This is a genomic window from Halovibrio variabilis, assembly GCF_007991175.1.
GTDB classification, from domain to species: domain Bacteria; phylum Pseudomonadota; class Gammaproteobacteria; order Pseudomonadales; family Halomonadaceae; genus Vreelandella; species Vreelandella variabilis.
Genome location: NZ_BJXV01000001.1, coordinates 142,216 through 167,407, shown reverse-complemented (window position 1 = coordinate 167,407; position 25,192 = coordinate 142,216). Strand labels below are relative to the sequence as shown.

The 25,192-nt window shown below is 57.8% G+C and carries 18 protein-coding genes; 10 read left to right on the top strand and 8 right to left on the bottom strand.

Going from position 1 to position 25,192, the window contains the following annotated elements; translation table 11 throughout:
* Positions 1 to 8 precede the first annotated feature (8 nt).
* The 10 genes from HVA01_RS00680 to HVA01_RS00635 are packed head-to-tail and all read left to right on the top strand — an operon-like array spanning position 9 to position 14,947.
* Entirely contained in the window at positions 9 to 3,062 is a 3,054-nt protein-coding gene (locus HVA01_RS00680; RefSeq protein ID WP_146872549.1) for a virulence factor SrfB, read from the top strand.
* The gene (locus tag HVA01_RS00675) at positions 3,059 to 5,797 is read left to right on the top strand and encodes a putative virulence factor (protein WP_146872548.1); all 2,739 of its coding nucleotides are present in this window, start codon (positions 3,059 to 3,061) and stop codon (positions 5,795 to 5,797) included. Before HVA01_RS00680 ends, HVA01_RS00675 begins: the two co-directional genes overlap by 4 nt.
* Positions 5,790 to 6,935, top strand: coding sequence for a hypothetical protein (locus HVA01_RS00670; protein WP_146872547.1), 1,146 nt, complete (start codon positions 5,790 to 5,792; stop codon positions 6,933 to 6,935). The genes HVA01_RS00675 and HVA01_RS00670 overlap by 8 nt, the downstream gene beginning before the upstream one ends.
* Positions 6,932 to 8,893 (top strand): vWA domain-containing protein, encoded by a 1,962-nt coding sequence (locus HVA01_RS00665; RefSeq protein WP_146872546.1) that lies wholly within the window; start codon positions 6,932 to 6,934, stop codon positions 8,891 to 8,893. Before HVA01_RS00670 ends, HVA01_RS00665 begins: the two co-directional genes overlap by 4 nt.
* 32 nt (positions 8,894 to 8,925) lie before the next feature.
* Entirely contained in the window at positions 8,926 to 9,600 is a 675-nt protein-coding gene (locus HVA01_RS00660; protein ID WP_246129359.1) for an ABC transporter ATP-binding protein, read from the top strand.
* Positions 9,584 to 10,807: an ABC transporter permease gene (locus tag HVA01_RS00655; RefSeq protein WP_146872544.1), complete on the top strand. Its 1,224-nt coding sequence runs from the start codon at positions 9,584 to 9,586 to the stop codon at positions 10,805 to 10,807. Before HVA01_RS00660 ends, HVA01_RS00655 begins: the two co-directional genes overlap by 17 nt.
* Positions 10,797 to 12,344 (top strand): formylglycine-generating enzyme family protein, encoded by a 1,548-nt coding sequence (locus HVA01_RS00650; protein WP_246129357.1) that lies wholly within the window; start codon positions 10,797 to 10,799, stop codon positions 12,342 to 12,344. Before HVA01_RS00655 ends, HVA01_RS00650 begins: the two co-directional genes overlap by 11 nt.
* A 44-nt stretch (positions 12,345 to 12,388) precedes the next feature.
* Positions 12,389 to 13,129: a hypothetical protein gene (locus HVA01_RS00645; protein ID WP_146872543.1), complete on the top strand. Its 741-nt coding sequence runs from the start codon at positions 12,389 to 12,391 to the stop codon at positions 13,127 to 13,129.
* Between the two features lie 9 nt (positions 13,130 to 13,138).
* Positions 13,139 to 13,636, top strand: coding sequence for a hypothetical protein (locus tag HVA01_RS00640; RefSeq protein ID WP_146872542.1), 498 nt, complete (start codon positions 13,139 to 13,141; stop codon positions 13,634 to 13,636).
* A gap of 36 nt (positions 13,637 to 13,672) precedes the next feature.
* Positions 13,673 to 14,947: a vWA domain-containing protein gene (locus HVA01_RS00635; RefSeq protein WP_146872541.1), complete on the top strand. Its 1,275-nt coding sequence runs from the start codon at positions 13,673 to 13,675 to the stop codon at positions 14,945 to 14,947.
* A 46-nt stretch (positions 14,948 to 14,993) separates the two neighbouring features.
* Here HVA01_RS00635 and HVA01_RS00630 read toward each other — a convergent pair whose 3' ends face one another.
* The 8 genes from HVA01_RS00630 to glyA form a co-directional block, all read right to left on the bottom strand.
* Complete coding sequence (locus tag HVA01_RS00630; protein WP_146872540.1) at positions 14,994 to 15,644, bottom strand: hypothetical protein; 651 nt, start codon at positions 15,642 to 15,644, stop codon at positions 14,994 to 14,996.
* Positions 15,645 to 15,899: 255 nt separating this feature from the next.
* Entirely contained in the window at positions 15,900 to 17,282 is a 1,383-nt protein-coding gene (locus HVA01_RS00625; RefSeq protein ID WP_146872539.1) for an L-serine ammonia-lyase, read from the bottom strand.
* 246 nt (positions 17,283 to 17,528) lie between these two features.
* On the bottom strand, positions 17,529 to 18,395 hold the full coding sequence (purU, locus tag HVA01_RS00620; RefSeq protein WP_146872538.1) for a formyltetrahydrofolate deformylase: 867 nt from the start codon (positions 18,393 to 18,395) through the stop codon (positions 17,529 to 17,531).
* A 71-nt stretch (positions 18,396 to 18,466) separates the two neighbouring features.
* Entirely contained in the window at positions 18,467 to 19,102 is a 636-nt protein-coding gene (locus tag HVA01_RS17450; RefSeq protein WP_146872537.1) for a sarcosine oxidase subunit gamma, read from the bottom strand.
* Positions 19,095 to 22,166 (bottom strand): sarcosine oxidase subunit alpha family protein, encoded by a 3,072-nt coding sequence (locus HVA01_RS00610; protein ID WP_146872536.1) that lies wholly within the window; start codon positions 22,164 to 22,166, stop codon positions 19,095 to 19,097. The genes HVA01_RS17450 and HVA01_RS00610 overlap by 8 nt, the downstream gene beginning before the upstream one ends.
* On the bottom strand, positions 22,163 to 22,504 hold the full coding sequence (locus tag HVA01_RS00605) for a sarcosine oxidase subunit delta (RefSeq protein WP_146872535.1): 342 nt from the start codon (positions 22,502 to 22,504) through the stop codon (positions 22,163 to 22,165). The genes HVA01_RS00610 and HVA01_RS00605 overlap by 4 nt, the downstream gene beginning before the upstream one ends.
* Positions 22,505 to 22,528: 24 nt before the next feature.
* The gene (locus HVA01_RS00600) at positions 22,529 to 23,779 is read right to left on the bottom strand and encodes a sarcosine oxidase subunit beta family protein (protein WP_146872534.1); all 1,251 of its coding nucleotides are present in this window, start codon (positions 23,777 to 23,779) and stop codon (positions 22,529 to 22,531) included.
* Positions 23,780 to 23,791: 12 nt separating this feature from the next.
* Positions 23,792 to 25,105: a serine hydroxymethyltransferase gene (glyA, locus tag HVA01_RS00595; protein ID WP_146872533.1), complete on the bottom strand. Its 1,314-nt coding sequence runs from the start codon at positions 25,103 to 25,105 to the stop codon at positions 23,792 to 23,794.
* Between the last annotated feature and the right edge of the window lie 87 nt (positions 25,106 to 25,192).

The window sequence follows — 25,192 nt, the reverse complement described above, 5'->3', positions numbered from 1 at the left end:
AACGACTTATGTTGCCTGAAATAATTAATTTTGAAGAGGTGGTCACCCTGGTCAGCCACTCCGGTGTTCAGTTTATGGACTTCGGTTTAAAACTGGACCCGCGTAAGGAGCCAGCCGGGGAGTTTATGTACCTGGCTACCGCTGACAAAATGCTGACCCGCCTGCTCGTTAACGAAGAGGATGGCTCTCTCTTTCATGAAGTGGAGTCCGGCACGTTTGAGACCGTCAAACGGCCCCAATTCGATATGGCCATGGCAACCAGCCTCGAGCAGCTTAATGCTGCTTGGCTGCCGCTACCGTTCTTTCGCTTTCGTCCGCCGGGCAAGTTTGATGAGGGACCCAACAACTGGGCACGTATGCGCCTAACCGTGCTCAATGAACCTGACATTGATGGCCACACCCACCGGCTGACATTGGCGTTTGACACCCAAACCCTGACCCGGCGCGACAACACGGCCTACCTCTGCCCGACCCACGATGATGTTAATGCGGGCGCCAACTTCCGCTTAGCGACCAGCACTTCCAATATGCGCTGGTTTCTCGATCAGGCCTGGGTCAGGGAGTGGCTTGAGGAGCTTTTCCGCGAAGCCAACCCGACGTTTGATAGCCAGGAAATGCGTGAAGGCCTGGATGAGTGCCAACACTTGGCGCACTACCTTAACGTGCTCAGCTTGCTGCGCCGCCCGATTGAAGAAGAGCATCGCAAGCAAGTCCCCTATGTAGAAATCCCTGACATTAAAGTGATTTCCCAGCAAGAAGGGGTAATTCCCGTTGATTTGGTGCTGGACGTTGGCAATTCGCGTACCTGCGGCATTCTGATTGAAGATCACGGCCAATCCGGCATGGGCTTAAAGCACAACTATGTGCTTGAGCTACGCGACCTTGTTGATCCTGAACGTGTCTATCGTGACCCCTTTGAAAGCCGCATCGAATTTTCACAAACCTTCTTTGGCAAAGATCACTTATCTGTCAAAAGTGGACGCCACGATGCGTTTCTGTGGCCAACCATTGCACGCGTTGGCGTTGAAGCAGGACGTTTAGCCGGGCGCAGACGCGGCACCGAGGGCTCCACGGGACTCTCAAGCCCCAAACGCTATTTGTGGGACGATGATACTTACCGCCATGGTTGGCGTTTTAACAGCGCCTATGTGCGCACTGACACTGAGCCACACGCCACGGCAGCGCCCTTCTCGCACTTGATCAACGAGCTGGGAGACGCGCTCTATACCCTGGACGAAGACGATCAACTGCCGGTCTTCAAGCCGCACTATTCACGCAGCTCGTTGATGACGTTTATGCTCGCAGAGGTGTTGGCTCAAGCGTTGATGCAGATGAACAGCCCTGCCCAACGTGTTCGACAAGGGCACACGAACCGGCCACGCCATCTACGCTCGATTACGCTCACAGTGCCGCCAGCCCTGCCGCAAGCAGAGCGCAGCCTCTTTGTATCCCGCCTTGAGCAGGCCGTCGCGCTGATCTGGAAAAGCCTGGGTTGGCACGAAGGTGACGAAGAAAGCAACCCCTTCGACGCTAGCGATGACGGCACCTTGCGTGTGCCGATGCCGCGCTTACGCGTGGAGTGGGATGAGGCTTCCTGCGGGCAACTGGTGTATCTCTATACCGAAATCAAGGAGAACTTTGCTGGCCATCCAGAGGAGTTTTTCGCCACGCTTGCCCGCCCCGACAAACTCGACCGTGAGCGCATCAGCCTGGCGACGATCGATATCGGCGGCGGCACGACCGATTTAGTCATTACTGACTACCACCTTGACCGTAACGGCTCGGCAAGCGGGGGCAGTAATGTCTTTGTCGTCCCTGAACAGCGGTTTCGCGACGGCTTTCGTGTCGCGGGTGACGACATCCTGCTGGATGTCATTCAGCTGTTTATCCTCCCCAGCCTTGAAACAGCGCTCAAAGCAGCCGGGGTCGCCTCACCCGATGCCATGATGTCGCGGCTGTGCGGTCAGGAGGGAGCCAATGCTCAGGACCAGGTGCTGCGTCAACAGCTCAACCTGCAGGTGTTTACCCCTCTCGGGCTCGCCCTGCTCGAATCCTATGAAACCTTTGACCCCGAACAACCGACAGGGCCTGAGACCCTTACCTATGGCGAACGCCTTGGCGAACAGGCAGTAAGCGATTCGGTGCATCGCTATGTGGAAAATGCGCTGCGCCGCGAGCTGGGCCTGGATTGCAACTTTAATTTGCTGAGCATTCCGATTACGTTCAATTTGCTGGATGTTCACCGCGCCTTCTTAAAAGATCGTTTCAATATCTGTAAAACCCTGGCCTCGCTGTGCGAAGTCGTCTTTGAGTATCAGTGTGACAACCTTTTGCTGACCGGCCGACCATCACGCTTACCCGGCATTCAAGCGTACCTGCGCAAGATGTTGCCGCTGCCGCCGGGCCGCATTATGCCGATGCAGGGTTATCGTACTGGCAGTTGGTACCCTTTTCATCGCAATGGGCGCATCGATGACCCCAAGAGCACGGCTTCCGTCGGCGCTATGCTTTGCCTGCTGTGCGCTCAGCGTAATCTGTCTAACTTCTTTTTCAATGCGGCGGCGTTACGTCCTTACTCAACCATTCGCCATATTGGCCTGATCGACAATAACAACACGATCCCTAACGCTGATGTGACCTACCGCGACATCGCCACAACCGAAAACGGCACCACGATTCAGTTGGATAAGGAAGGGGACGATGAGACGCCCGTTATTGAGATGCGTGGACCACTAAGGATTGGTTTTCGCCAGCTCAACGCTCAGCGCTGGACCGCTTCACCGCTCTACACCCTGGATTTCACCGCCTCAGGCGCCGACAAACTGGCGAAGGCCGAAGCCAATGGTGGCCAAGCGCCGGTGTTGAAAGTACGCCTAGGGGTCGATGAACGTGCAGGCAAAGGCAGCTTAATCAGTGACCGTTTGAAGGTCGTCAGCGTTGATACTGACGGCGAGAGTAGTTTTAGCCCGCGAGATCTAAAGCTACAGCTCAATACCCTAAATGATGCCGGGCTGGGTGATACCAACTACTGGCTGGATAGCGGGAGCGTGAAACGCATATGAACCAGTTGACCCCAGAGCAGTTAACACCCGAACAGCAGCGACTCAGCCAAGGCTGGCAGGCGTTTCATCAGGGCGCTGGCGCAGCCCTTGAGTGGATTGAAGAGGTACGCGATAGCGCGCCAAGCCTCGACAGTGAAGCCGACAACCTTGGGCTCGCCCTCTATCGCTCTCGCAACCTGGCCCAAAGCTTATCCCACGCGGCGACCACGCCTATGACCGTAGGCTTTTTTGGCCTCTCCCAAGCGGGTAAGTCCTACCTCATCTCCGCGTTAGCCGCCGGTGAAAACGGCAAGCTGGAAACCTGCTATGGCACGTCGCGCCTGGACTTTATCGAGCATGTCAATCCGGTGGGCGGGGGTAAAGAAGCGACCGGCCTGGTCACCCGCTTTAGCCGCGCGTCGCGTTCAGGGCCGTTAGAGTTTCCCGTCGAGCTCAAGCTGTTCAACGAAGTTGAAGTGGCCAAAGTACTGGCGAATGCGTGGTTCAACGACTTCGACCACGAGCGCGAAGACGTTTATGAAATTGATGAAGGGAAGGTCGCCAACCTACTGGCGGCCCATGAGGGCAAGCTAAGTAAGGAACGGCAACCCGGCGTTACCGCGGAAAACGTGGTAGCGCTTTGGGACTACCTGCAAGCGAGCTTTCCCAAGTCAGTCAGCAAACTCAATGCCCGTTACTGGCCACAGGTGGTCAAACTCGCCCCGCAGCTCACTAGCCACCAACGGGCAGAGCTATTCTCGATTCTGTGGGGCGAGCAGCCTGAACTGACTAACCTCTACCGCCAGTTAGCCCAAACGCTTGGCTCCCTGGGGCATGCCTCAAGGGTTTATGCCCCCCTGCGCTGCCTCGTCGCCCCCGATGGCGAAGGGTTTAGCCAGCGCGACAGCATTATGAATGTCGATATTCTTGAGCGCCTAGGCACCCCACAGGATCAGCCGCTGGATGTTTGCCCGGCCAAAGGCGATAGCCTTGGCGCACCGGTCAGTTTGCCCGTCGCTCAGCTGGCTGCGCTAACGGCAGAGCTCACGTTTCCCCTGGTAGAGCCCACCCGAGACCCGCGGGTTGAAAAGGTTGACCTACTCGACTTCCCCGGCTACCGCGGCCGACTCAGCCTGCGTCAAATCGGTGAGGCGGGTAGCCAGGAAGGGCTCTCTCAGCTGCTCCTGCGTGGCAAAGTGGCTTACCTGTTCGAGCGTTACACCGACAGCCAAGAAATGAACGGCTTGGTGGTATGTACGAGCTCCGATAAGCAGAGCGATGTCACCAGCGTCGGGCCGGTACTCACCCGCTGGATAGAAAAAACCCAAGGCGCAACCGCCGCAGAGCGCGGCCAACGTGATCCAGGGCTCATCTGGACCCTCACCATGTTCGATAAGCGCATCGCCGGTGCCTTGCAACAAACCGAAAGCCAGTTACGCGAGGGGTGGGAAGGGCTGGTCAAAATGACCATGCTGGAACGCTTCGGCAGCTTTGACTGGATGCAAGAATGGGCACCTGGGCAAGCCTTTGATAATACCTTTTTGGTGCGTAAGCCGCGTCTACCCGTGCCCTTTTTGGTCAGTCAAGAAGGCCGCGAAGTGGCCATTGATGACAGCGCGCGCGATGCATTAAGCAGTATGCAAAGCACCTTTATTGCTAGCCAAACGGTGCAGCAGCACGTCAATCAGCCGGCCGCGGCCTGGGCGGCCATGCTGGCCCTGGACGATGGCGGCATGGCGCGTATTGGCGACTACCTAGGGCGTATCGCAGGCCTTGAGTACAAGCTAGGGCGTATCGAAAGTCAGCTCGAGGAAACCTATCGCGCCTTGATCACGGATCGCTTAGCCCGCTGGCATTTTGGCGACACCAGCGGTGAAGTCGCCGAGAAACGCGACATTGCGAGCCGTTTCTGGAAGGAGCTGCAAACGCGCCTGCCGTCGCTTGGGGAGCTGCAGCATAACCTTGGGCTACCCGACGAAATCGTCCGCGACCTCTACTTGAGCGACAGCGAAGACAGCTCGTCACCCAACGCAGAAGGCGATGACGACACACCCACAGAGGATGGTGGGCTATATGGCAGCAGTGGCTTTGGGCTAGAGAGTGGTTTCGGTGAGCTGCCCTTCGGCAATGCCCCTGACGAGCCCTCGGCCGCGCCCAGTGCCACGTCGCAGGCCACCGTACTGCAAAGCGCCGATCACCGTTTTGCCCGCGCTATCTACAACGCCTGGGTGGGCCATGTCCGTGAACTGCCCCAACGCCAGGGATTACTAAGCATGCTCGGCCTCGACCGCGAGCTGGTTAAGCTGTTGGCCGATGAACTGATCACCGCGGCCAGTCGGCTAAACGTACAAGACAAACTACACGCTTCATTATTGCAGCGCGTACAAAGCGGCGCCCGCCGGGACCGCCTTGTAGCGCGCCAAGTGTTGTCCGCCCAGTTGATTCTGCAGGATTTCATCGCCTGGCTTGGTTTCCACTACGTTTCAATCGACCAACGCCCAAACAGCTTCGTGGGCAGCAAAACTCACCTCTTCGGTTACGAGCGTCACCCCATTCCAAAGGGCGAACTCCCTCAGCTACCTGAACAACCGGTCAACCAAGCCACGGTGTACCTCGGCGACTGGCTATCAGGACTTTGCCTCATGACTCAAGAGAATGCCGGCCACAGCGGTGGGCGTGAAATCACCATCGAACAAAACGAGCGTCTCGGTGAGGTGTTGGAGCTGTTCTCTGCGAAGGAAAAGGCGCATGCGTAAAATCGAACTCCGCCCATTGTCTGACCCCAAACCCGGGGTCGGCCAGCTAGTGATTATCGGTGGCAATGTAACGGGCGAAGGGATGTCGGTGGACATTCAGCGCAACCAGGATGAACACTTTTTACAAGACAATGGGCAATGGGGCAGTCATCCCTTCAAGTTCCAGCTACCTGCACTGGAAACCGATGCCGACGGCAATCTCACGGCGGTGGTCGACAAGCAGGTCGTCGACCCGCTGCTGGAAAACCCTCATGCAACGAACATGGCCAGATTTTACGGCCCAGATGGCGCCGAATTAGGCAGTGCGCGTATCAAGCTTGCCCGCGACCTACTGCCCTCTGGAGCGAGTGGCAGTACGCCATCCCTCGAAGCTGGGACTGCCATCCACACCCCTGAACCGCCACCTGCGCCAGAACCGGCACCAGCCCCCGTCCCTGAGCCGGCGCCCACCGACCCCGCGCCTGAACCAGCGGCGGCGGAACCCGAACCGCCTGAGGCGACAAAAGCGGGCAGCCGCCGCTGGCTTTGGCTGGCCTTGGCTATCTTACTACTGGTGACCATTCTGGGCGCCGCCGCGTGGTTTGGCTTGGCCGCGCGTGACGACGAACCCAGCGCCAGCGAAACCGTACAAGAAGAGATCCAACCCGAGGAAGAGACTTCCGAACCGGAACCAGAACCGGAACCAGAAGAGGAACCAGAAGAGGAAACCGCAAACGAGGCCGCCGCTGAAACCAATGACGTCGAGCCTGCCGAGCCAAGCCCGGAAGAACCCCCGGCGGTGGTAGCGGCGGCGCCCTGCTCTTTGCAGCGTATGGATGAGCAAGGCGAGCTGGCGTTTATTCAAGGCTGCACCGCAGCCGACGGTGAGGCGGCAGCGGCGATATTAGACGTCATTGATGAAGCGCTCGCCAATGAGCACTGCGGTATTGCCCGCCGCCTCTACGCGCACGAGGCGCTCAACGGTGATGTCCAGGCCGCCCTGGGCTATGCCCGTCAATTTGATCCCGAACAGCATTCACCGAGCGCCTGCTTCCCCGCACCGGATGCCGAAACGGCTATTTTCTGGTACCAGACGGCACAGGGGATCGATGCAGAGAACACGGAAGCCAGCCAGCGCTTGGAGGCACTTGAGGGATGATATTACGCGCAACATTATTAGCCCTGACGGTAAGCCTGACACTGGTCGCCGTGGTGCCCGCACTCGCTGACCAGCGCCCGCTCTTACAAGAGGGCAAAGAAACCCTCTACCAGCGGGTCCTCACTACCCCCGGCTGCCAGCTTACCCAAGCAGCGGGCGTCTCGGGGGGCGAGATTCAACCCGCCTTTAGCCGTTTTTACGTCTATCAGCGCAGTGACGAAAGCGGCGAAAACTGGCTTGAAGTAGGGCCCGATAGCTACGGCAGCGCCATTGGCTGGCTGCCGGAGGCGTGCACCGTCGACTGGAAGATGCAGCTGACGCTGTCATTTACCAATCCCGCCAACCGTGAGCGCCTGATGTTCTTCAAAGAGCGTGACGGCTTGATGCACATCTTTGATGACTTTGAACCGTCTGGCCAGGTGGCGCCTTTACGCGCGCAGCTGCGCCGCGATGGCGAGGCCCCCGGCATTGTCGCGCAGGAACCCGAATACTTTGTCGACCTCCACGAACAGTTTTACCTGCTGCCGATTCTGGAGGGCGAGGAAATCATGACCGAAGCCGGCTTCATGACTCGCTTGCTGCGCGTGGCATCGGTTAGTGAGGCGACTGAAGACACCCAGCAGGAAGCGCAAGATCCGTCAGCGCAGCTACGCGAGTTTAATGCGGGCGTTGTTTTCGTGATCGATTCAACCGCCTCTATGGGTCCTTACATCGAGCGGACCCGGGAAGCCGTTGAACGTATCTACCAGCGCATCGAAGAACAGCAACTAACCGACCAGGTGAAGTTTGGCTTGGTGTCCTACCGCGATAGCGTAGCAGCCGCACCGGAGGTCGAGTACGTCACTCGTATGTTTGCGAACCCTACCGACATCGAGAACGGCAGCGATTTTATGGCCCATGTCGCCGACCTTCGTGAAGCGCAGGCGTCCACCGTCGGCTGGGAAGAAGACGCCTTTGCGGGCGTTATGCAAGCGGTCGAAGAGATCGAGTGGAGCAATTTTGGCGCCCGCTATATTGTCTTGATCACCGATGCCAGCGCCATTGACGGTGACGGCGAGCGCTCGTCAACTGGCTTTAATGCCGACCAAGTCCGCCTTGAGGCTTCCCGTCACGGCATTGCCGTTTATACGTTACACCTCAAAACCCCTGGCGGCGAAAGTAACGGCGACCATGCTAAAGCCGAAGCGCAGTACCGTAACCTGTCGACTTTCGCGGGCACCGGCACCTCGCTGTACTATCCGGTTAACACCGGTGATGTGGCGCTTTTTGGCCAGCGCGTTGATGCATTAGCCTCGGCGATTACCGACCAGGTTCAAGCCGCCTACCTGGGTGACGAAGCCATCGGCAGTGCGTTAAATGCCGATGAGCCCGACGACCCAGGTGAGCAGCGCCTCGTCGATGACCTCGAGGTGATTGGCCATGCCATGCGCCTGGCGTATCTGGGTCAGGTAACCGGTAGCCAGGCCCCGCCGGTCTTTGAAGCATGGATCAGCGACCGCGACCTTATCGCCCAGAATATACCCACCACCGACGTCCGGGTACTACTGACAAAGGGAGAGCTCAGCGACCTTAGCGACGTGGTCAGTGAAATTCTTAGCTCCGCCAACGCCGGGCTTATCTCTCCCACCGACATGTTCGAACGGCTACGCTCTGTCGCCGCCGCAATGGGGGCTGACCCCAGCCAGGTCCAACAAAGCGAGGGGCAGCACTTAGGCGAGCTGGGGCTAATGGGGGAATACCTCGAAGACTTGCCCTATCAAAGCGAGGTGCTCAATCTCGATGAGGAGACTTGGCTGAGCTGGGACGGCCTACAGCAAGAGCGATTCATTAGACGTCTGGCAACCAAGCTTCGCCATTACCAGCGTTATAACGAAGACGTCGACCGCTGGGTGTCGTTGGCGGAAGGCGCTGACCCACGCGATGACGTTTATCCCATTCCCCTTGAAATGATGCCTTAAGCCCCGCCATGCTGAATTTAACGGAGTTACGCGTGGCGCGTGGCGAGGGACATGAACGGCATGAAGTGCACCTGCCTAAGCTTTCGCTCCCCGCTGGCCACGTAGCGGCCATTGTCGGCCCCAGCGGCTGCGGAAAGAGCACGCTGCTGGAAGCGATGGGGCTGTTGCTGGCCCCCAGTGCGCTACACAGCTTTACGCTTGGAACGCCCCCCCAAGACATCGCCGCGCTGCAGCGCGCTGGCGATGAGCGCGCGCTCGCGAGCATTCGATCACGCGATATTGGCTTTTTACTGCAAAATGGCGGCCTGCTGCCGTTCTTAAGCGTGCGCGACAACATTGCGTTACCGCGGCGCTTGCTGGGCCTGCCTGAGCACAGCGAGCGCGTTGTCCATGCCTGCGCCACGCTGGGTTTAGATGCCCTGCTCAATAAGCGCCCTGGGGCTCTCTCCATTGGTGAGCGCCAGCGAACGGCTTTTGTCCGCGCGATGGCTCACGAGCCGCGGCTACTGCTTGCCGACGAGCCCACCGCGGCCCTTGACCCCGCTTCCGGCGAGCGCTTGTTTGGCCTGATGGTCGCGCTGGTGAAGGAGCTCGATATGGCAGCGCTGGTGGTATCGCATGATTATACGCTGGTCGCTCAATTCCAGCTGCCAAGGTTAGCCGCCACCTTGACGTCGGGGGGGAGCCGCTTTGCCTTCGCCGCCTAAACGCTTCGCCTTAATCGCCCGCTTAGCCTTGCAAGACCTCTGGCACGACCGCCAAGTATCGCTGTGTATTGCCGCCGCGTTGGTGGCCGTTATTGCCCCACTACTGCTGCTTTTTGGTCTCAAGCACGGCGTCGTCAGCCAGTTGCAGCGCGAACTGCTTGACGACCCACGCAACCTCGAAGTGCGCATGCTGACCAGCGGCAGCTACGACAATGCCTGGCTAGCGACCCTACGTGAGCAACCCGAAGTGGGATTTGTGATTGGACAAACACGCTCACTCAATACCCAAGCCGATCTACTCAAGGATGCTCAGCGCTTTGTAAAAGGCGCGGAATTGATCCCTTCGGCGCCGGGCGACCCGTTACTGGCCGACGTTGCCCACCACCCACAAGGGGATCAAGTAATTCTTAGCGAACCAGCGGCCAGGCGCCTCGAGGTGGCGGAAGGCGACCACTTGACGCTGGCTGTCAGTCGACGGTTTGACGGACAGCTAGAGCGCGGTCGCTTGGCTATCGACGTAGCTGGCGTCTTGGAAGCCAGCCGTTTTCCACGTCCAGCGGCTTTTGTCGACCTTGAGCTATTAATCGAGCTAGAACGGTTCCGCGATGGTCATGCAAGCCCTCGGCTAGGGGTGGAAAACGGCTTAGCACGGGGAGATTACCCGCTGCGCTATGCGCGCGCACGCGTCTACGCCAGGGAGGGAGACGCCGTGCAAGGCTTGGTGGAATGGCTGGAAGAACAGCACATCGATACCGCCAGTCGCCTGGCTGAAATCGAAAATGTGCGTGCCATCAATAAGGTATTAGCGCTTGTTTTCGGCGTTATTGCAGCGACCGCACTGGCGGGATGCATGGCCTCAATGAGTGGGGCCTTCTTAGCCAATATTGACCGCAAGCGACGTGAGTATGCCGTTTTACGCTTGCTAGGTTTCCAGCGCCCGGCCGTCGCCACTTTCTTAGCCGTTCAGGTAGGCGTGTTAACCCTACTTGCCTTTGTCGTGGGGCTTGGCCTATTTGCGCTAGGCTCTGCCGTTTTTAATCGCGCCTTGGCCACCAGCAATATGTCAGCGGGGGTCGTTAGCCATATAACGCCCCTCCATGCGGTGATCGCGCTAATGCTGACCCTTGGCGTCGGATTGCTCGTCGTTGTAGTGGGCGTTGCCCGCGCTTATGGGATTCAGCCATCGGAGAGTTTACGTGAAGCTTAAACGCCGTTTTATCGCGCTTATGGCAGGTTTAGGGGTTTCTGTGACTGCCCACGCAGCGCCCGAATGGGATGAACGACTCTATAACCCGGCGCCGTTAAAGGACGATGTTGTGCTGCCCATGCCTTGCGGCGGTGCCATGACCTTTCGTCAAGTGCACGTGCCGGTGACGAAACCGCTGGATGATTTCCCGGTACAGGTCGGCCAGGACGGCACCGGGTGGGGCTACGTAGAACAGAGTCGCCCTGCGTTTATTTCCGGCAGTTTTGCGGAGGCGCCAGCGGCCGCCTCGCGTCACTACCTACTGGCCAAGTACGAGTTAACCGAGCTGCAGTATGACGCGTTGATGGAAGACACTTGCCCTGAGCCCTCCAATCGTAAGCGCTTCCCCAAAATAGAATTGAGCTGGTTTGACGCCATGCAGTTCAGCGACGCGTATAACCTGTGGTTACGCGCAAACGCCCCAGACTCACTGCCTCAAGAAGATGGCGCGCTGGGCTTTATGCGACTCCCCACCGAAATTGAATGGGAGTTCGCCGTTCGCGGCGGCTTGGAGGTCAGTACCGCTGAGTACCGTGGTTCCCGTTACCCCATGCCGGAAGGGATTAACGCTTATGAGTGGTTTGCTGGAGCGCAGTCTTCCAACGGGCGGCTCCAGCTAGCGGGGCTTCTAGCCCCTAACCCGCTGGGCTTTCACGACATGCTGGGCAACGCCAGCGAGATGATGTTTGAACCCTTTCGGCTAAATAAGCTTGACCGCCAACACGGCCAGGCAGGCGGCTTCATCGTACGCGGCGGCAATTATTTAAGCCCGCGTGAAGATATTCGCACCGCGCTGCGTGGTGAAGAACCTTACTACGACAACCAAGCGCAAACCCGCGGACGTGCCAACGGCATGCGCCTGGCGCTAGTCGCGCCAACCCTCACCTCCCGCGAGCGTGTGGCGGCCATAGATGAGCAGTGGCAAGCCTTAGGGCTAGGCGAAAGTGAGGAAGACGGCTCTCCCGGTACCGCAGTGCAATTGGCAACGTTAGCCTCTGAAATAGAAGATAACGCCTTACAAGAAGAGCTTCAGTCGCTCGAACGCCAACTGCGCGCCAGCAACCAACGCCAGGAAGAAGCGCGTAACCAAGCGATCCGCGCCAGTCTCAATCTGGGCGCTTTTTTATGCACCAAGTTAGAAGATGATGGTGTCTTTTATGCTTTTCTTGCCGACAACTATCGCGTCAATTGTGAAAACGATAGCCCCGATGCCAGCTGCGGGATGCGCCAGTCTCGCTTAGCCGAGCAAGAGCAGCGCCTGCAAGGACTAAGCCGCTATTACGCTAGCAGTCTGGTTGAGTCAGCCACCCTGTACGGCGCGGCGCCTATTGAGGAGCAGGTAGACGTCTTCAGCGCAATACTCTCTCGCAACGCTCAACTGAGCGGATTAGAACCCTATCTTCAGACTTACTGGCAGCACCAACGCGAGTATTTGGATGACCAGAGCATCAGCGCCGAAGCGTGGCTCGAAAGCTGCAAAGCCATGGCAGAACAATAATCACCACCAAAAAAACATTATCAAACCACACAAGGGAATATGACATGACAATTCGCACACCTTCTTTTAAGCAATTGCTACTTTGCACCGCCGTGGCAAGCGCTCTATTCGTCGCCGGCTGTGCCAGCACGGGCAGCAACTTACTTAACGGATCTAACAGCAGCCAAACCGCTGACCCGCGCCTGACCCAAGGCAATGACGCCGAGTTTTTCAATAAGTCTGGCTTACAGGCGTGTGCCGCCGGTGCGGCGGTGGGCGTCATGAGCTGCATGCTCAGTGGCACCAGCAATCGCACTCAGTGCGCCATTATTGCCGGCGTTAGCGCCTGCGGCGTGGCCATGGGCGCCAATTACTACCTGGATCAGCGCCGTAACGAATACGCCTCCAGCGCCGAGCGCCTCGAAGTGATGAGCCAAGACATCCAAGCGGATACCCAAAAAGTCATCGCGCGCACGGAAACCGCCCGTCAGGTTATGGCCGAAGATCGTCAGCGTATCGAACGTATCGAACAGGAGATTGCCGAGCAACGCGTCAACCAGGCGTCTGCCCAGCAAGAGTTAGCTGGCATTGACAGTAATATCGACATCCTGCGCCGCGACCTTAGCAACATGCAAAAGTCCGTCACCGAATATGAAGAAGTTGCCCAACTAGAGCGCCAGGAAACCAGCCCTGCGGAAGTTCAGCAAGTAGAGCAAGAAATTGAAGTGATGAACGAGCAAGTGCTTGCTCTTCAGCAAGAAGTTGACGACCTCTACAACATGCGTTCTGCAATTACGCTTGGCTAAGGGCACCCCATGAAACTTCCACTTATTCTCGCGGCCAGCAGCCTTGCGATACTCAGCGGTTGCGCAACAACGCCCGCAGCCTGTGACCCCAGCCAGGCGGCTAGCCTAATCGCTAAGCTGTCTTGTGATGCGGGCGGCGGCTACCGGGCACGCCTTGATGCCGGCGAAGACCAGGTTCACCTTGATCAGGAAGAGAACGCGCTGTTTCGTGATATCCAGCACCAGATCATGGAACAGCAACGCGCCACTCGCAACGAGCTGCGCGTTACTAACCAACAGCAGTACGAGCTTGAACGTACGATTGAGCAACTGCTGGTCCGGTTACAAAGCCGCACCCAGGATCAACTCGGGCTGCAGCACCAGCTGAACGAGGTGGCGCAGCAAATGCAAACAGGCACCTCTCCACAGCGTGCTGACGGTGAAACCTTCGCCGAGCGGCAGACACGGTTAAACGCGCTACAAGAGCAAGTGAACCGCCTGCAGCAAAGCCTGGGGTATACACCGTGATGCCAAGACGGTTTACCTCCTTGAGGGGGGACCGCCATGCAGCGTGTCCTGCGTGAGGAGGACTTGGCGCTAGCCGAGTCGCATCAGCCAGAACGGCTGCAGACACTCGTTTATCGCTACTGCCCACCCAGTATTGGCAATCTATTCGCTCTACCGCGCGACGGTAATTCGGGGGCGTTGGAGTGGTGGACGGAGCTGGCAGGCCAGCCGCGTCACTTCACCGAGTTACCGTTAGCTGAGCAGGAGGCGCTGAAACAGCGCCTCGATCAACGCTTATCGGCGTTAGGCAACCTGATCACCGAACTGGAAAAGCGCGGCGAACCCGCTGCTGCAGAGCTGCGCAAGTTGCCCACAACCCCCGACACCAGCAACCTCTACGCGGTGAATGGTGAGCCGCTGTTGATCCGCTGGGTACCCACCGAGTCGGCGTCGATACCCGCCAGCGTACCATCACCAGCGACTGCCCCTTTGCCGTCCGCTGCCGTCAAGCCGACGTCTTCAGCGTCGCGCCGCTGGGTGATACCGCTGCTTTTGCCGTTATTGGCAGGATTGGCGCTGCTTGGCTTATGGCTCGCCTTCACACACTGGGAACGCTTTTCGCTCCCTTGGCAACCCAGCGACGCCAAAGCGCTACCTTTTGCTTGTCGCAACGACGACACACCGCCGCCGGAATTTATCACTATCTTTGATACCTCTGGCTCCATGAACCTCAACATCCAGACATCCATGGAAGATGAGCAATGGCTCTTTAACATGCCGGATTTTCTACGCGAGTTAAGAGCCAACGACCCACGTGTGCAACGGATGATGGCTGAACCCTCACGCCTCACCATTGCCCAGCATGCATTTAGCGACCTGGTACAAGCCATCGACCCTGATGTGGATATTGGGCTAGTGACTTATCAAGGCTGTGAAGCAACGATTGGGCATGGCGTTTTCAATGCAGAACAGCGTCCGCAGCTCATAGAGGGCGTGCACGGTCTTGCCGCCAACGATGGCACGCCTCTCGCCGCCAGTCTACTCCGCGCAGCTGGCATGGTGGATGGCAAAGAGCGCGATGCGGTCATTCTTGCCTTTGTTGATGGCGCCGATGGCTGCGGCCAGAACCAGTGCGCCGTCGCCCAAGACATCGCCAGTCGGCAGCCTAGGCTGCGGGTCAACGTCGTCGACATTTCGAATAGCGGCCTCTCTAACTGCATTGCAGAGCAAACCGGTGGCCGTGTATTCGGCTCTCAAGACGCTGAGCTAATTAGCACAATGCTGAAAGAAGCTGGAAGGGAGACGCTTAGCGAAGAGTACTGCCACCCATAATATAAGCGCTGCAGCTACTCTATGCGTTCAGGCATTGGTGCTGCAGTTATTGGTTGAATTCAGGTTCACCGACAGCCTCATGCCTGAACAATGCCCCAAGCTGATAAAGGTCGTGCATGTACCTATCAAGCTTAGCGATCATAAACGAGATAAATAGTAATGCGTAAATCAGCAGCATCACTACCAATGGCTCGTTAAGCCACGCCAACCAGGGCAGCGATACTGGATAATTAAGCGTATAAATACTCATGGCGCCCAACAACTGAACCAGGAAACAATTAACAATCACCAAAGCAACTAACACTGCCCGGCTATTGATCCGCGGCAGCTGTGTTTGCCAGAAAGGCAGGTGGCGAACAGTCACTGCATCGTTGTCGCCGTTAAAACGCAATTGCGCTTTACGCCGTAACAAGGGAATCGCGTAGCTACCCTCCTCCGCTTGAGTAAACGCGGTCAGCGCGACACCGCGATCAAACTCAGGGCCTAAAGCGTTGCTAACCGCATGATCAAACGCTGAACTTGCATTCGTTTGTGTCGCCGTGATTGCCTTTGCTGATAGCTCTTTTAAGCGGCTCTTATTAGCATTCGACAGCTTTTTGTCATTGCCCACGTTAATATTGTAGTGGGTTTCATACACCTGATATAAAGCGCCTGTCACACCCACAAAAATAATTAAAAAAACAATGTATATCAGCATTTTAAAAAACCTCTCAGACGAATGACGGCCCAGCCAAACGGAAAAATTCGTTAGCCTTCAAACTAACTGGATGACTATGCCAGGGTGTCGCTCTTCTGTACAGGCTTAGAAAGTCGCCAAAAGGCAGACCAGGTCTGCTGACGGTTGGATTTTCAACAATAGTCGGGCATTGAACGTCATTACATTTCAAATAAAAAACGCCGAATCCTGTTTCAGCAAGGATCCGGCGTTTGCATCGACGTCAGCAGGCGCTTATCAGCACTCAATGGCGTTGACGGCGAGGCCACCTTTGGAGGTTTCTTTATACTTATCCAGCATGTCTCTGCCTGTATCGCGCATAGTGCGAATCACTTTATCTAACGAAATAAAATGAGTGCCATCGCCGTGCAGCGCCATCTGAGCAGCATTGATCGCCTTGATGGTGGCGATGGCGTTGCGCTCGATGCAAGGAATCTGCACTAACCCCCCCACAGGGTCACAGGTTAAGCCTAAATTGTGTTCCAAGCCGATTTCTGCCGCATGCTCTACTTGTTCGGGCGTTCCGCCCATCACATCGGCCAAGCCGGCGGCTGCCATGGCACAAGCCGAGCCAACTTCCCCTTGGCAGCCCACCTCGGCGCCGGAGATCGAGGCATTTTTCTTGCACAAAATGCCAATGGCACCTGCCGCCAGCAGAAAATCCACCACGTTTTTCTCGCAGGCATTGGCCTGGAATTTCATGTAGTAGTGCAGGACGGCGGGAATAATGCCCGCGGCGCCGTTGGTGGGCGCTGTTACCATGCGCCCGCCGGCGGCATTTTCTTCATTAACGGCAAGGGCAAAAATATTCACCCATTCCATCGCGGAAAAGGTCGTGGCGATCAGGCAATCGTTCTGTTCTGCCGCCTGAAGGCGTTGGTGAAGCAACTTGGCCCGTCGTTTGACGTTCAAACCGCCGGGCAATATCCCTTCGTGAGCCAAGCCATTGTCAATGCATTCGCACATGACCTGCCAGATGCGCCACAGCTCGTTTCTGACCTCTTCCTCGGTCCGCCAGACTTTTTCGTTTTCCAACATTAGGCGACTGACACTCAGCTGTTCCTGTTTACATAGCGCCAAGAGCTCTTCAGCAGTATCGAAGTTGTAAGGGATGGTAACGCCGCCCAGATCGTCCAGCGGCCTGTCTACTTGGGCTTGTTCAACCACAAAGCCACCGCCGATCGAATAATAGGTGTTTTCATACAGCAACTGGCCTTGAGACGTAAAAGCAGCCAGCCGCATGGCATTCGGATGATGCGGCAAGCTTTCTTCATGAAAATAAAGGTCACGGTCCCAGTTGAACATGACGTTTTTTTGTCGGCCAAGCGGCAATGACTGGCTTTCTTTTAGCGCCTTGATAGCGGGATCAATCATTGAAGGGTCAATCGTGTCAGGACGTTCACCCATCAGCCCCATAATGATCGCGTGATCAGTGGCGTGCCCGACGCCCGTCGCGGATAGCGAACCATAAAGATGGACTTCAAGATGGCCGACATCAGTGAGCAGGCTGTCTTCGCGTAGAGTGGTGACATACTTAAACGCCGCCTGCATGGGCCCGACGGTATGGGAACTGGAGGGGCCTACACCAATCTTGAAAAGGTCGAAGACACTGATAGGCATGGGAACACCTCTTGTCGTATAAACAGGTAACCTCAGGCATGGCCTGAAACGTTTTATAATTTATTAAGTGTTTGACATAACAATAACGACAACGACGTTTTAAGCATTTAGCGCTCAGTGACGTTTGTCGCTATTGATCCGTCTTTTTAGCCAAGCAAAGGGATAGTTAACGCTAGCCAGCGTCTGTGAGCGACCGCCGTTACCCGAGCATAAAACGCGCTTTTTTTGACAGCGCTTATCCGTCAATTAATTGCTGAACACGACCGTACGCCCGGCGTAAAAGAAGACCCGGCGTTCCAGATGATAGCTGACTGCCCTGGCCAGGGTGAGACATTCGATATCACGCCCCTTGGCCACCAGATCCTCGGGATAATGGGTGTGGTCGACGGGCTCAACCCCTTGGGCAATAATCGGCCCTTCGTCGAGGTCGTTATTGATGTAGTGCGCCGTGGCGCCAACCAGCTTAACGCCTTTTTCGTAAGCCTGATGATACGGCTTGGCACCCTTGAAGCCCGGCAGCAGCGAATGATGAATATTGATGGCCCGACCGGCCAGCAGCTCGCACATGGCAGGCGACAGCACCTGCATGTACCTTGCCAGCACCACCAGCTCGGCGTCGGTTTCCGCGATGATGTCGCGCACCTGCGCTTCCTGCTGCAGTTTCGTCTCGGGGCTGATGGGTAGATAGTGATACGGCAGGCCGTGCCATGTGGCCAGCGGCTCAAGATCCGGATGGTTGGAAATGATCGCCCGGATATCGAGGGGCAACTGCCCGGTACGATAACGGTAAAGCAGATCATTCAGGCAGTGATCCGCTTTCGAGACGAGGATCACGGTTCCGGTGCGTTTACCAGGCGCAGTCAATTCAAACTGCATGCCGAATTCATCCGCCCGCGCGGCAAAATCGGCGTGGAAACGCTCTTCTTGAAACGCCTTTAGCTCTGGACGAAATTCAGCGCGAATAAAAAAGCGCCCGCCCAGTCGATCATCGAAGGAGTTGAGTTCGGTGATATAACACTGCTGCTCTTTTAGAAAACGCGTGACGACGTCCACCGTGCCCAGACGACTCGGGCATTGGGCGGCCAATATCCAGGTATCACTCATTCGGCTCATATTGAATCTCTGTTAGCGGCAGATCGTCGTGGAAGATCGTAGCGGCCGAAACACTGTTCCGGCCTGCCTGCTTATTGTTCTACGTTAACGCCATACTCTGCCGCGGCATCCAGTAACCAGCGATAGCAGTAGTCGGCAAAGCTGCGCCGCACCACTAACTCCCAGCGCTCTTCACTGGGGCGGCGAATGATGGTGGTCGCCTTGGCGAAGATAGTCGTGACCCCCTTACCCACTGGGAAATTGCTGGGGTGCACGTCGTAGATCACCGTTTTCATCAAAAGCTCTTGCGCCGCTTCGCCGGAAAGCTCTAACACGGTCTGGCCACCGCTGACGTCGCTGATCGCGAAGTGGGCGCTGCCCAAATGCTCGCGCAGCTTCGTCTCCAGCGGGAATTCTTCGCCACCGGGCACGATCACTAACCACTCGTCCGGGGAAAGCCACTGAATGGAGCGCTCACCGCTGGCATCCTGCACCAGCGCCTGGGGTTGACCAGGCAGGTTGAGCCCCAGCACGTCGCGCACCGCCTCGTCGAGAACGATGGCGCCACCGCGCAGAATCAGATGTCCAAGCATCGCTCGCTCACGCAGCTGAAGCCGACTTGAGTCACCGGCGCGAGGCGCGCCGCTATGACGATAGCTGTAGGCTAACGGGGACTCTACCGGGATAGCGGTATCGGTACGGGTATCGAAGGTGGCCGCGTTAGACATTCTGGCGCTCTCCCTTGGGGTCATAGAAAATAGTGCTGACGATTTCGGCTTCATGGGTTTGTCCGTCCACCATGGGCAGGTAGACAGTCTCGCCCAGCTTCTGGTGACCGCCCTTGACCACCGCGAGCGCAAACCCTGAATCCAGGACCGGGCTGTAGTAGCTGGAGGTCACATGCCCCACCATCGGCATGGGGATCGCATGCTTGGGATCAAGCACGATCTGGGCCCCCTCTTCGAGAACCACCTTGGGGTCCTTGGGCCTGAGCCCCACCAGTTGCTTACGGTTCTCGCGCTTGGTGTCCGGGCGGGTCAGGGCTCGCTTGCCAATCCAGGAGTAAGGCTTGTCATAGCCGATCGCCCACTGCATGCCCAAGTCTTCCGGCGTAACCGAGCCGTCGGTTTCCTGGCCCACGATAATAAAGCCCTTTTCAGCACGCAGGACGTGCATGGTTTCGGTCCCATAGGGCGTCAAGCCATACGTCTCGCCATGCTTGAACAGGGTCTGCCACACGTGCATAGCGTAGTTGGCTTGCACGTTGATCTCGAAGGTCAACTCGCCGGTAAAAGAGATGCGAAAGACCCGTGCAGGGACCCCCGCCACTTTCCCGGCGCGCCAGTCCATGAACTTAAAGCTATCGCGGTCAAGGTCTATATCCGTGATCTCGCCGAGCAGCTTGCGTGCTTCCGGGCCGGTGATGGTCATGGTGGCCCAGTGGTCGGTCACCGATGAAAAGTACACATCCAGTTCCGGCCATTCGGTCTGATGCCACAACTCCAGCCACTCAAGGATGGCCGCCGCGCCACCGGTGGTGGTGGTCATCAAGAAGTGGTTGTCGGCGAGGCAACTGGTCACACCGTCGTCGGTGACCATGCCATCGTCCTTGCACATCAAGCCGTAACGGCACCTGCCAACGGCCAGTTTTTCCCACTTGTTGGTATACACCCGCGCCAGGAACTCACGCGCATCCGGCCCTTGAATATCGATCTTGCCAAGCGTCGAGGCATCAAGGATCCCCACCTTCTCGCGCACTGCCAGGCACTCGCGGGCAACCGCCTCCGCCATACTCTCGCGTTCGCCATTGGCGGCCCCAGCGCGTTTTTGTGGATAGTACCAGGGGCGTTTCCACTGACCGACGTCCTCGAACTCGGCACCGCGCTCGACATGCCACTGATGAAGAGCGGTATAGCGTGCGGGATCGAACAAGTCACGACAGTGACGACCCACGATGGCACCGAAAGTGACCGGGGTGTAGTTGGGACGGAACACCGTGGTGCCCACCTCAGGAATCGAACGGCTCAGGCAGCGGGCGGCAACCGCCATACCGTTAATATTGCCCAGCTTACCCTGGTCCGTACCAAAGCCCATCGCGGTATAGCGCTTGATGTGCTCGATGGACTCAAAGCCTTCCCGGGTCGCCAGCTCAATGCCCGCTGCAGTGACGTCGTTCTGCAGGTCGACGAACTGCTTTGGTCCGCGCAGCGTTGGCTTCTCATGGGGCACCTGAAACAGTGCCACCGCGGGCCCCTGCTGAAGGTAGTCGGTACTCGGCAGGCTGACCGCCTGAGCAGTATGATCCGTGGCTGCTGCCGCCCTGATGCCCGCCTCGACACCCTCGGCGAGCACATCACCCAATGCATAGGTGCCATTAGCGCCGCCGCACGCCTGAACGCCCTTCACCAGCCCCGGCACAAAGCCGAGAATATCGTCACGCCAGGCAGGCCGCGCCCCGGTATGGGACGCCAGGTGAATCACCGGGCTGTAACCGCCAGAGCTTGCTATGGTATCGCAGGCCAGTTCTTGAATCGGGCCACTCACCTGGAAGGCGTCGATATCGATTTTGGCGACCCGTGCAGCGCTAACCCGGCTGGATCCCTTCGCCTCTATAACGGCACTGCCACTAATGATCTTGATGCCCTGGGCGCGAGCAGTATCAACCCAATCACCAGCGGGCGCCTCACGTGCGTCCACGATAGCGACGACGTCGCAACCGGCCTCTTTCCAGTCCAGAGCGGCGCGATAGCCGTAGTCGTTGCTGGTAGAAAGCACCAGCTTACGGCCCGGCGCCACACCATAGCGGCGGATGTACGTCGACACAGCGCCAGCCAATAGATTGCCTGGCACGTCGTTGGCCGCATACACCAGCGGCCGCTCGTGGGCGCCCGTGGCTAGAATCACCTGGCCGGCGCGCACTCGGTGCAGACGGGAGCGCACCTGACGATGGCCATTTTCCACCGGCGCCGTATCGCCCAGATGCTCGGTGCGGCGTTCGTGCAGAGTAACGAAATTGTGGTCGTGATAACCGTTGGCGGTGGTGCGTGGCAGCAGTGTAACGTTCTCGCACCCGGCCAACTCCTCAAGCACCCGTGCAGCCCACTGGTCGGCTGGCTTGTCACCCAGGGTTTCGCGGCTATCCAGCAGTGAGCCACCCATCTCTTCCTGCTCATCGGCAACGATTACCCGGGCACCGCTGCGCGCCGCGGCCAGCGCCGCCGCCAAACCCGCGGCGCCTGCGCCGACGACCAGCACATCGCAGTGCTGATTGAAGTGATCATAGCTGTCCGGGTCGGCTTCCATGGGGCTGCGCCCCAAACCCGCCGCCTTGCGAATATACTTTTCGTAGGTCAGCCACATCGACGCCGGGGCCATAAAGGTCTTGTAGTAGAAACCTGGTGGCATGAACTGCCCACCCAGTTTGCCAACCAAGCCCATCAGGTCGCGTTGTACGTTCGGCCAGCCGTTGGTGCTACAGGCGGTTAGGTCGTTGAACAACGCTTGCTGGGTGGCGCGCACGTTAGGCACCTGGGCCGCTTCGCTGTTGCCCAGCTGAACGATGGCATTGGGCTCTTCGGCGCCAGCGGCGACGATGCCTCTGGGCCGTGAGTACTTGAAGCTGCGGTTAATGATATCCACGCCGTTAGCCAGTAGCGCGGAGGCCAGAGTATCCCCTGGGTGCCCTTGGTAATGCTGGCCGTTAAAGGTAAAGCTCAGGGTGCGGGAGCGATCGATACGCCCGCCGGTGTTAAGGCGGTACGCTTGCTGTTTGTGCTGCTTGGACTGGCTCATGCCCGCACTCCCTCTGGATGACTAACCGGGACGGTCTCGCGAGGAGGATTCTGGCTGTCGGCGGTAATCGACGGCTGCTCGCCCATTTTGTAGGTCTCGAGAATTTCGTAGCTCACGGTGTGACGCGTCATATTGAAGAACTTACGGCAACCCACCGCGTGCACCCACATTTCATGGTGCACGCCACGGGGGTTGTCGCGGAAAAATAGGTAGTTACCCCACTCTTCGTCACTGCACGCCTCGGGCTCTTTTGGTCGCTCAATATGCGCCTGGCCCTTGGGGTGAAACTCCTCTTCTTCACGGTGTTCACCGCAGTAGGGGCAGTAGATATAGAACATGCGGATACTCCTCTCTTACAAACCCTAGTGAGCCACGCCGGCAGCGCCGTGCTCATCAATCAGCGCACCGCTATGGAAGCGGAACATGGAGAACGGCTCGGCAATGGGGTGCATCTCACCCTTGGCCAGGCTGGCAGCAAACACATGCCCCGATCCCGGCGTCGCCTTGAAGCCGCCGGTGCCCCAACCACAGTTGAAGTACAGGCCTTTTACCGGCGTCTTGGACATGATCGGACAGGCATCCGGGCAGGTATCGACGATGCCCCCCCACTGACGGTTCATGCGCACTCGAGAGAAGATCGGGAACATCTCGACGATGGCCTGGAGCGTGTGCTCCACGGTGGGGTAGCTACCCCGCTGACCATAGCCGTTATAGCCGTCGATGCCCGCGCCGATCACCAGGTCGCCCTTGTCGGACTGGCTGATGTAGCCATGCACATGATTCGACATCACAACGGTATCGAGAATCGGCTTGATCGGCTCGGAAACCAGGGCCTGCAGCGGATGGGACTCCAGCGGCAACTTAAAGCCGCCCATCTTGGCCAGCACGCTGGAGTTACCAGCGGCCACGCAGCCCACGGTCTTGGCCTCAATGTCGCCACGGTTGGTGTGTACACCATAGATCTGACCGTCACGGATCTTAAAGCCGGTGACTTCGGTCTGCTGTAGAATATCCACCCCGTGGGCATCAGCACCGCGGGCATAGCCCCAGGCTACCGCGTCGTGGCGAGCCACCCCCGCGCGCGGCTGCCAGGAGGCACCCATCACCGGGTAACGAGCGTTCTTGGAGCAGTCCATGATCGGCACCAGCTCCTGCACACCCTTGGCGTCCAGCACTTCGCCATCAATGCCGTTCAGGCGGTTGGCGTTGACGCGACGCTGGATATCGCGCATATCCTGCAGGGTATGCCCTACGTTGAGCACCCCTCGTTGGGAAAACATGACGTTGTAATTAAGGTCCTGGGAAAGCCCTTCCCACAGCTTCATGGAGTGTTCGTAGAGCGCTGCCGACTCATCCCAAAGGTAGTTGGATCGCACGATAGTCGTATTACGGGCGGTGTTGCCGCCGCCCAGCCATCCCTTCTCAATCACCGCCACGTTCTTGATGCCGAACTCTTTCGCCAAGTAGTAGGCCGTGGCCAAGCCGTGGCCGCCACCACCAACGATGATCACATCGTACTGTTTCTTGGGCGTGGGGTTGCGCCACTGGCGCTGCCAGTTCTCATGGTGACTTAGCGCGTGCTTGACTAGGCCGAAGCCGGAATAACGTTGCATAGGGGCCTCCTCTCAAGCAATGGATTCGACGGTTTCAGCAACCGGTTCAGCGTAGACAGGGTGCCGAGCACACACATCGGTCACTTTGGCCTGCACGTCAGCTTCAATGGCGGCGGTGTCTTTGCCTGCGGCCAACTCGTCCAGGATGTCGCAAATCCATCCCGCCAGATCGCTACACTCCGGGGCATCAAAGCCGCGCGTGGTGACCGCTGGGGTCCCAATACGCAGGCCAGACGTCACAAAGGGGCTTTGGGGGTCGTTGGGCACGGTGTTTTTATTGACCGTGATATGTGCGCGGCCCAGCGCCGCATCCGCATCCTTACCGGTGATACCCTGGCGGATAAGCGAGACCAGAAAGAGGTGGTCGTCGGTACCGCCAGACACCACGTCATAGCCGCGCTCAACGAAGACATTGGCCATCGCCCGGGCGTTATCAATGACCTGCTGCTGGTAGCGCACAAACTCCTGGTTCATGGCCTCCTTGAACGCCACGGCCTTAGCGGCGATCACGTGCATCAGCGGGCCACCCTGCTGGCCGGGGAAGACGGCACCATTAAGCTTCTTGTAGAGCGTCTCGTCGCCATCGGCGGAAAGAATCAAACCACCCCGAGGACCACGCAGCGTTTTGTGGGTCGTGGTGGTCACTACATGGGCGAAAGGCAGCGGGCTTGGGTAGAGGCCTGCTGCAACCAAGCCGGCGACGTGGGCCATATCGACCATCAAGTAGGCGCCTACTTCATCAGCGATGGTACGGAAACGCCGCCAGTCCACCACGCGAGAGTAGGCCGAGAACCCGGCGATGATCATCTTCGGCTGGTGCTCGCGAGCCAGGCGCTCCACTTCTTCGTAATCGATCTCACCGGTTTCCGGCTTGAGGCCGTACTGTACGGCGTTGTAGTGCTTGCCCGAAAAGTTGGGGGCGGCGCCATGGGTTAAGTGGCCGCCGTGGGCAAGGCTCATACCCAGTATTGTATCGCCAGGCTTAACCAGCGCCATGAAGACGGCGGCATTGGCCTGGGCGCCGGAATGCGGCTGCACGTTGGCATAGTTGGCACTAAACAGGTTACAGGCGCGCTCAATGGCCAAGGCTTCCACCTTATCCACAAACTCACAGCCGCCGTAGTAACGACGACCGGGATAGCCTTCTGCATACTTGTTGGTCAGCTGGGTACCCTGCGCTTCCATGACAAGTTTGCTGGTATAGTTTTCGGAGGCGATCAGCTCAATATGCGCTTCTTGGCGAACCGTTTCTTCTGCAATTGCGTCGGCAAGCAAAGTGTCATAATTGGCCAAGCGGGCGTTGGGGGAAAAATTATTTTGAAGCATTACCGCCTCCTCATTAGACACTTTTTTATTAAGTGCTGGACATACTCTTTAATGCTGATAAACCCAGGTCGCTATCAACCAAAGCCT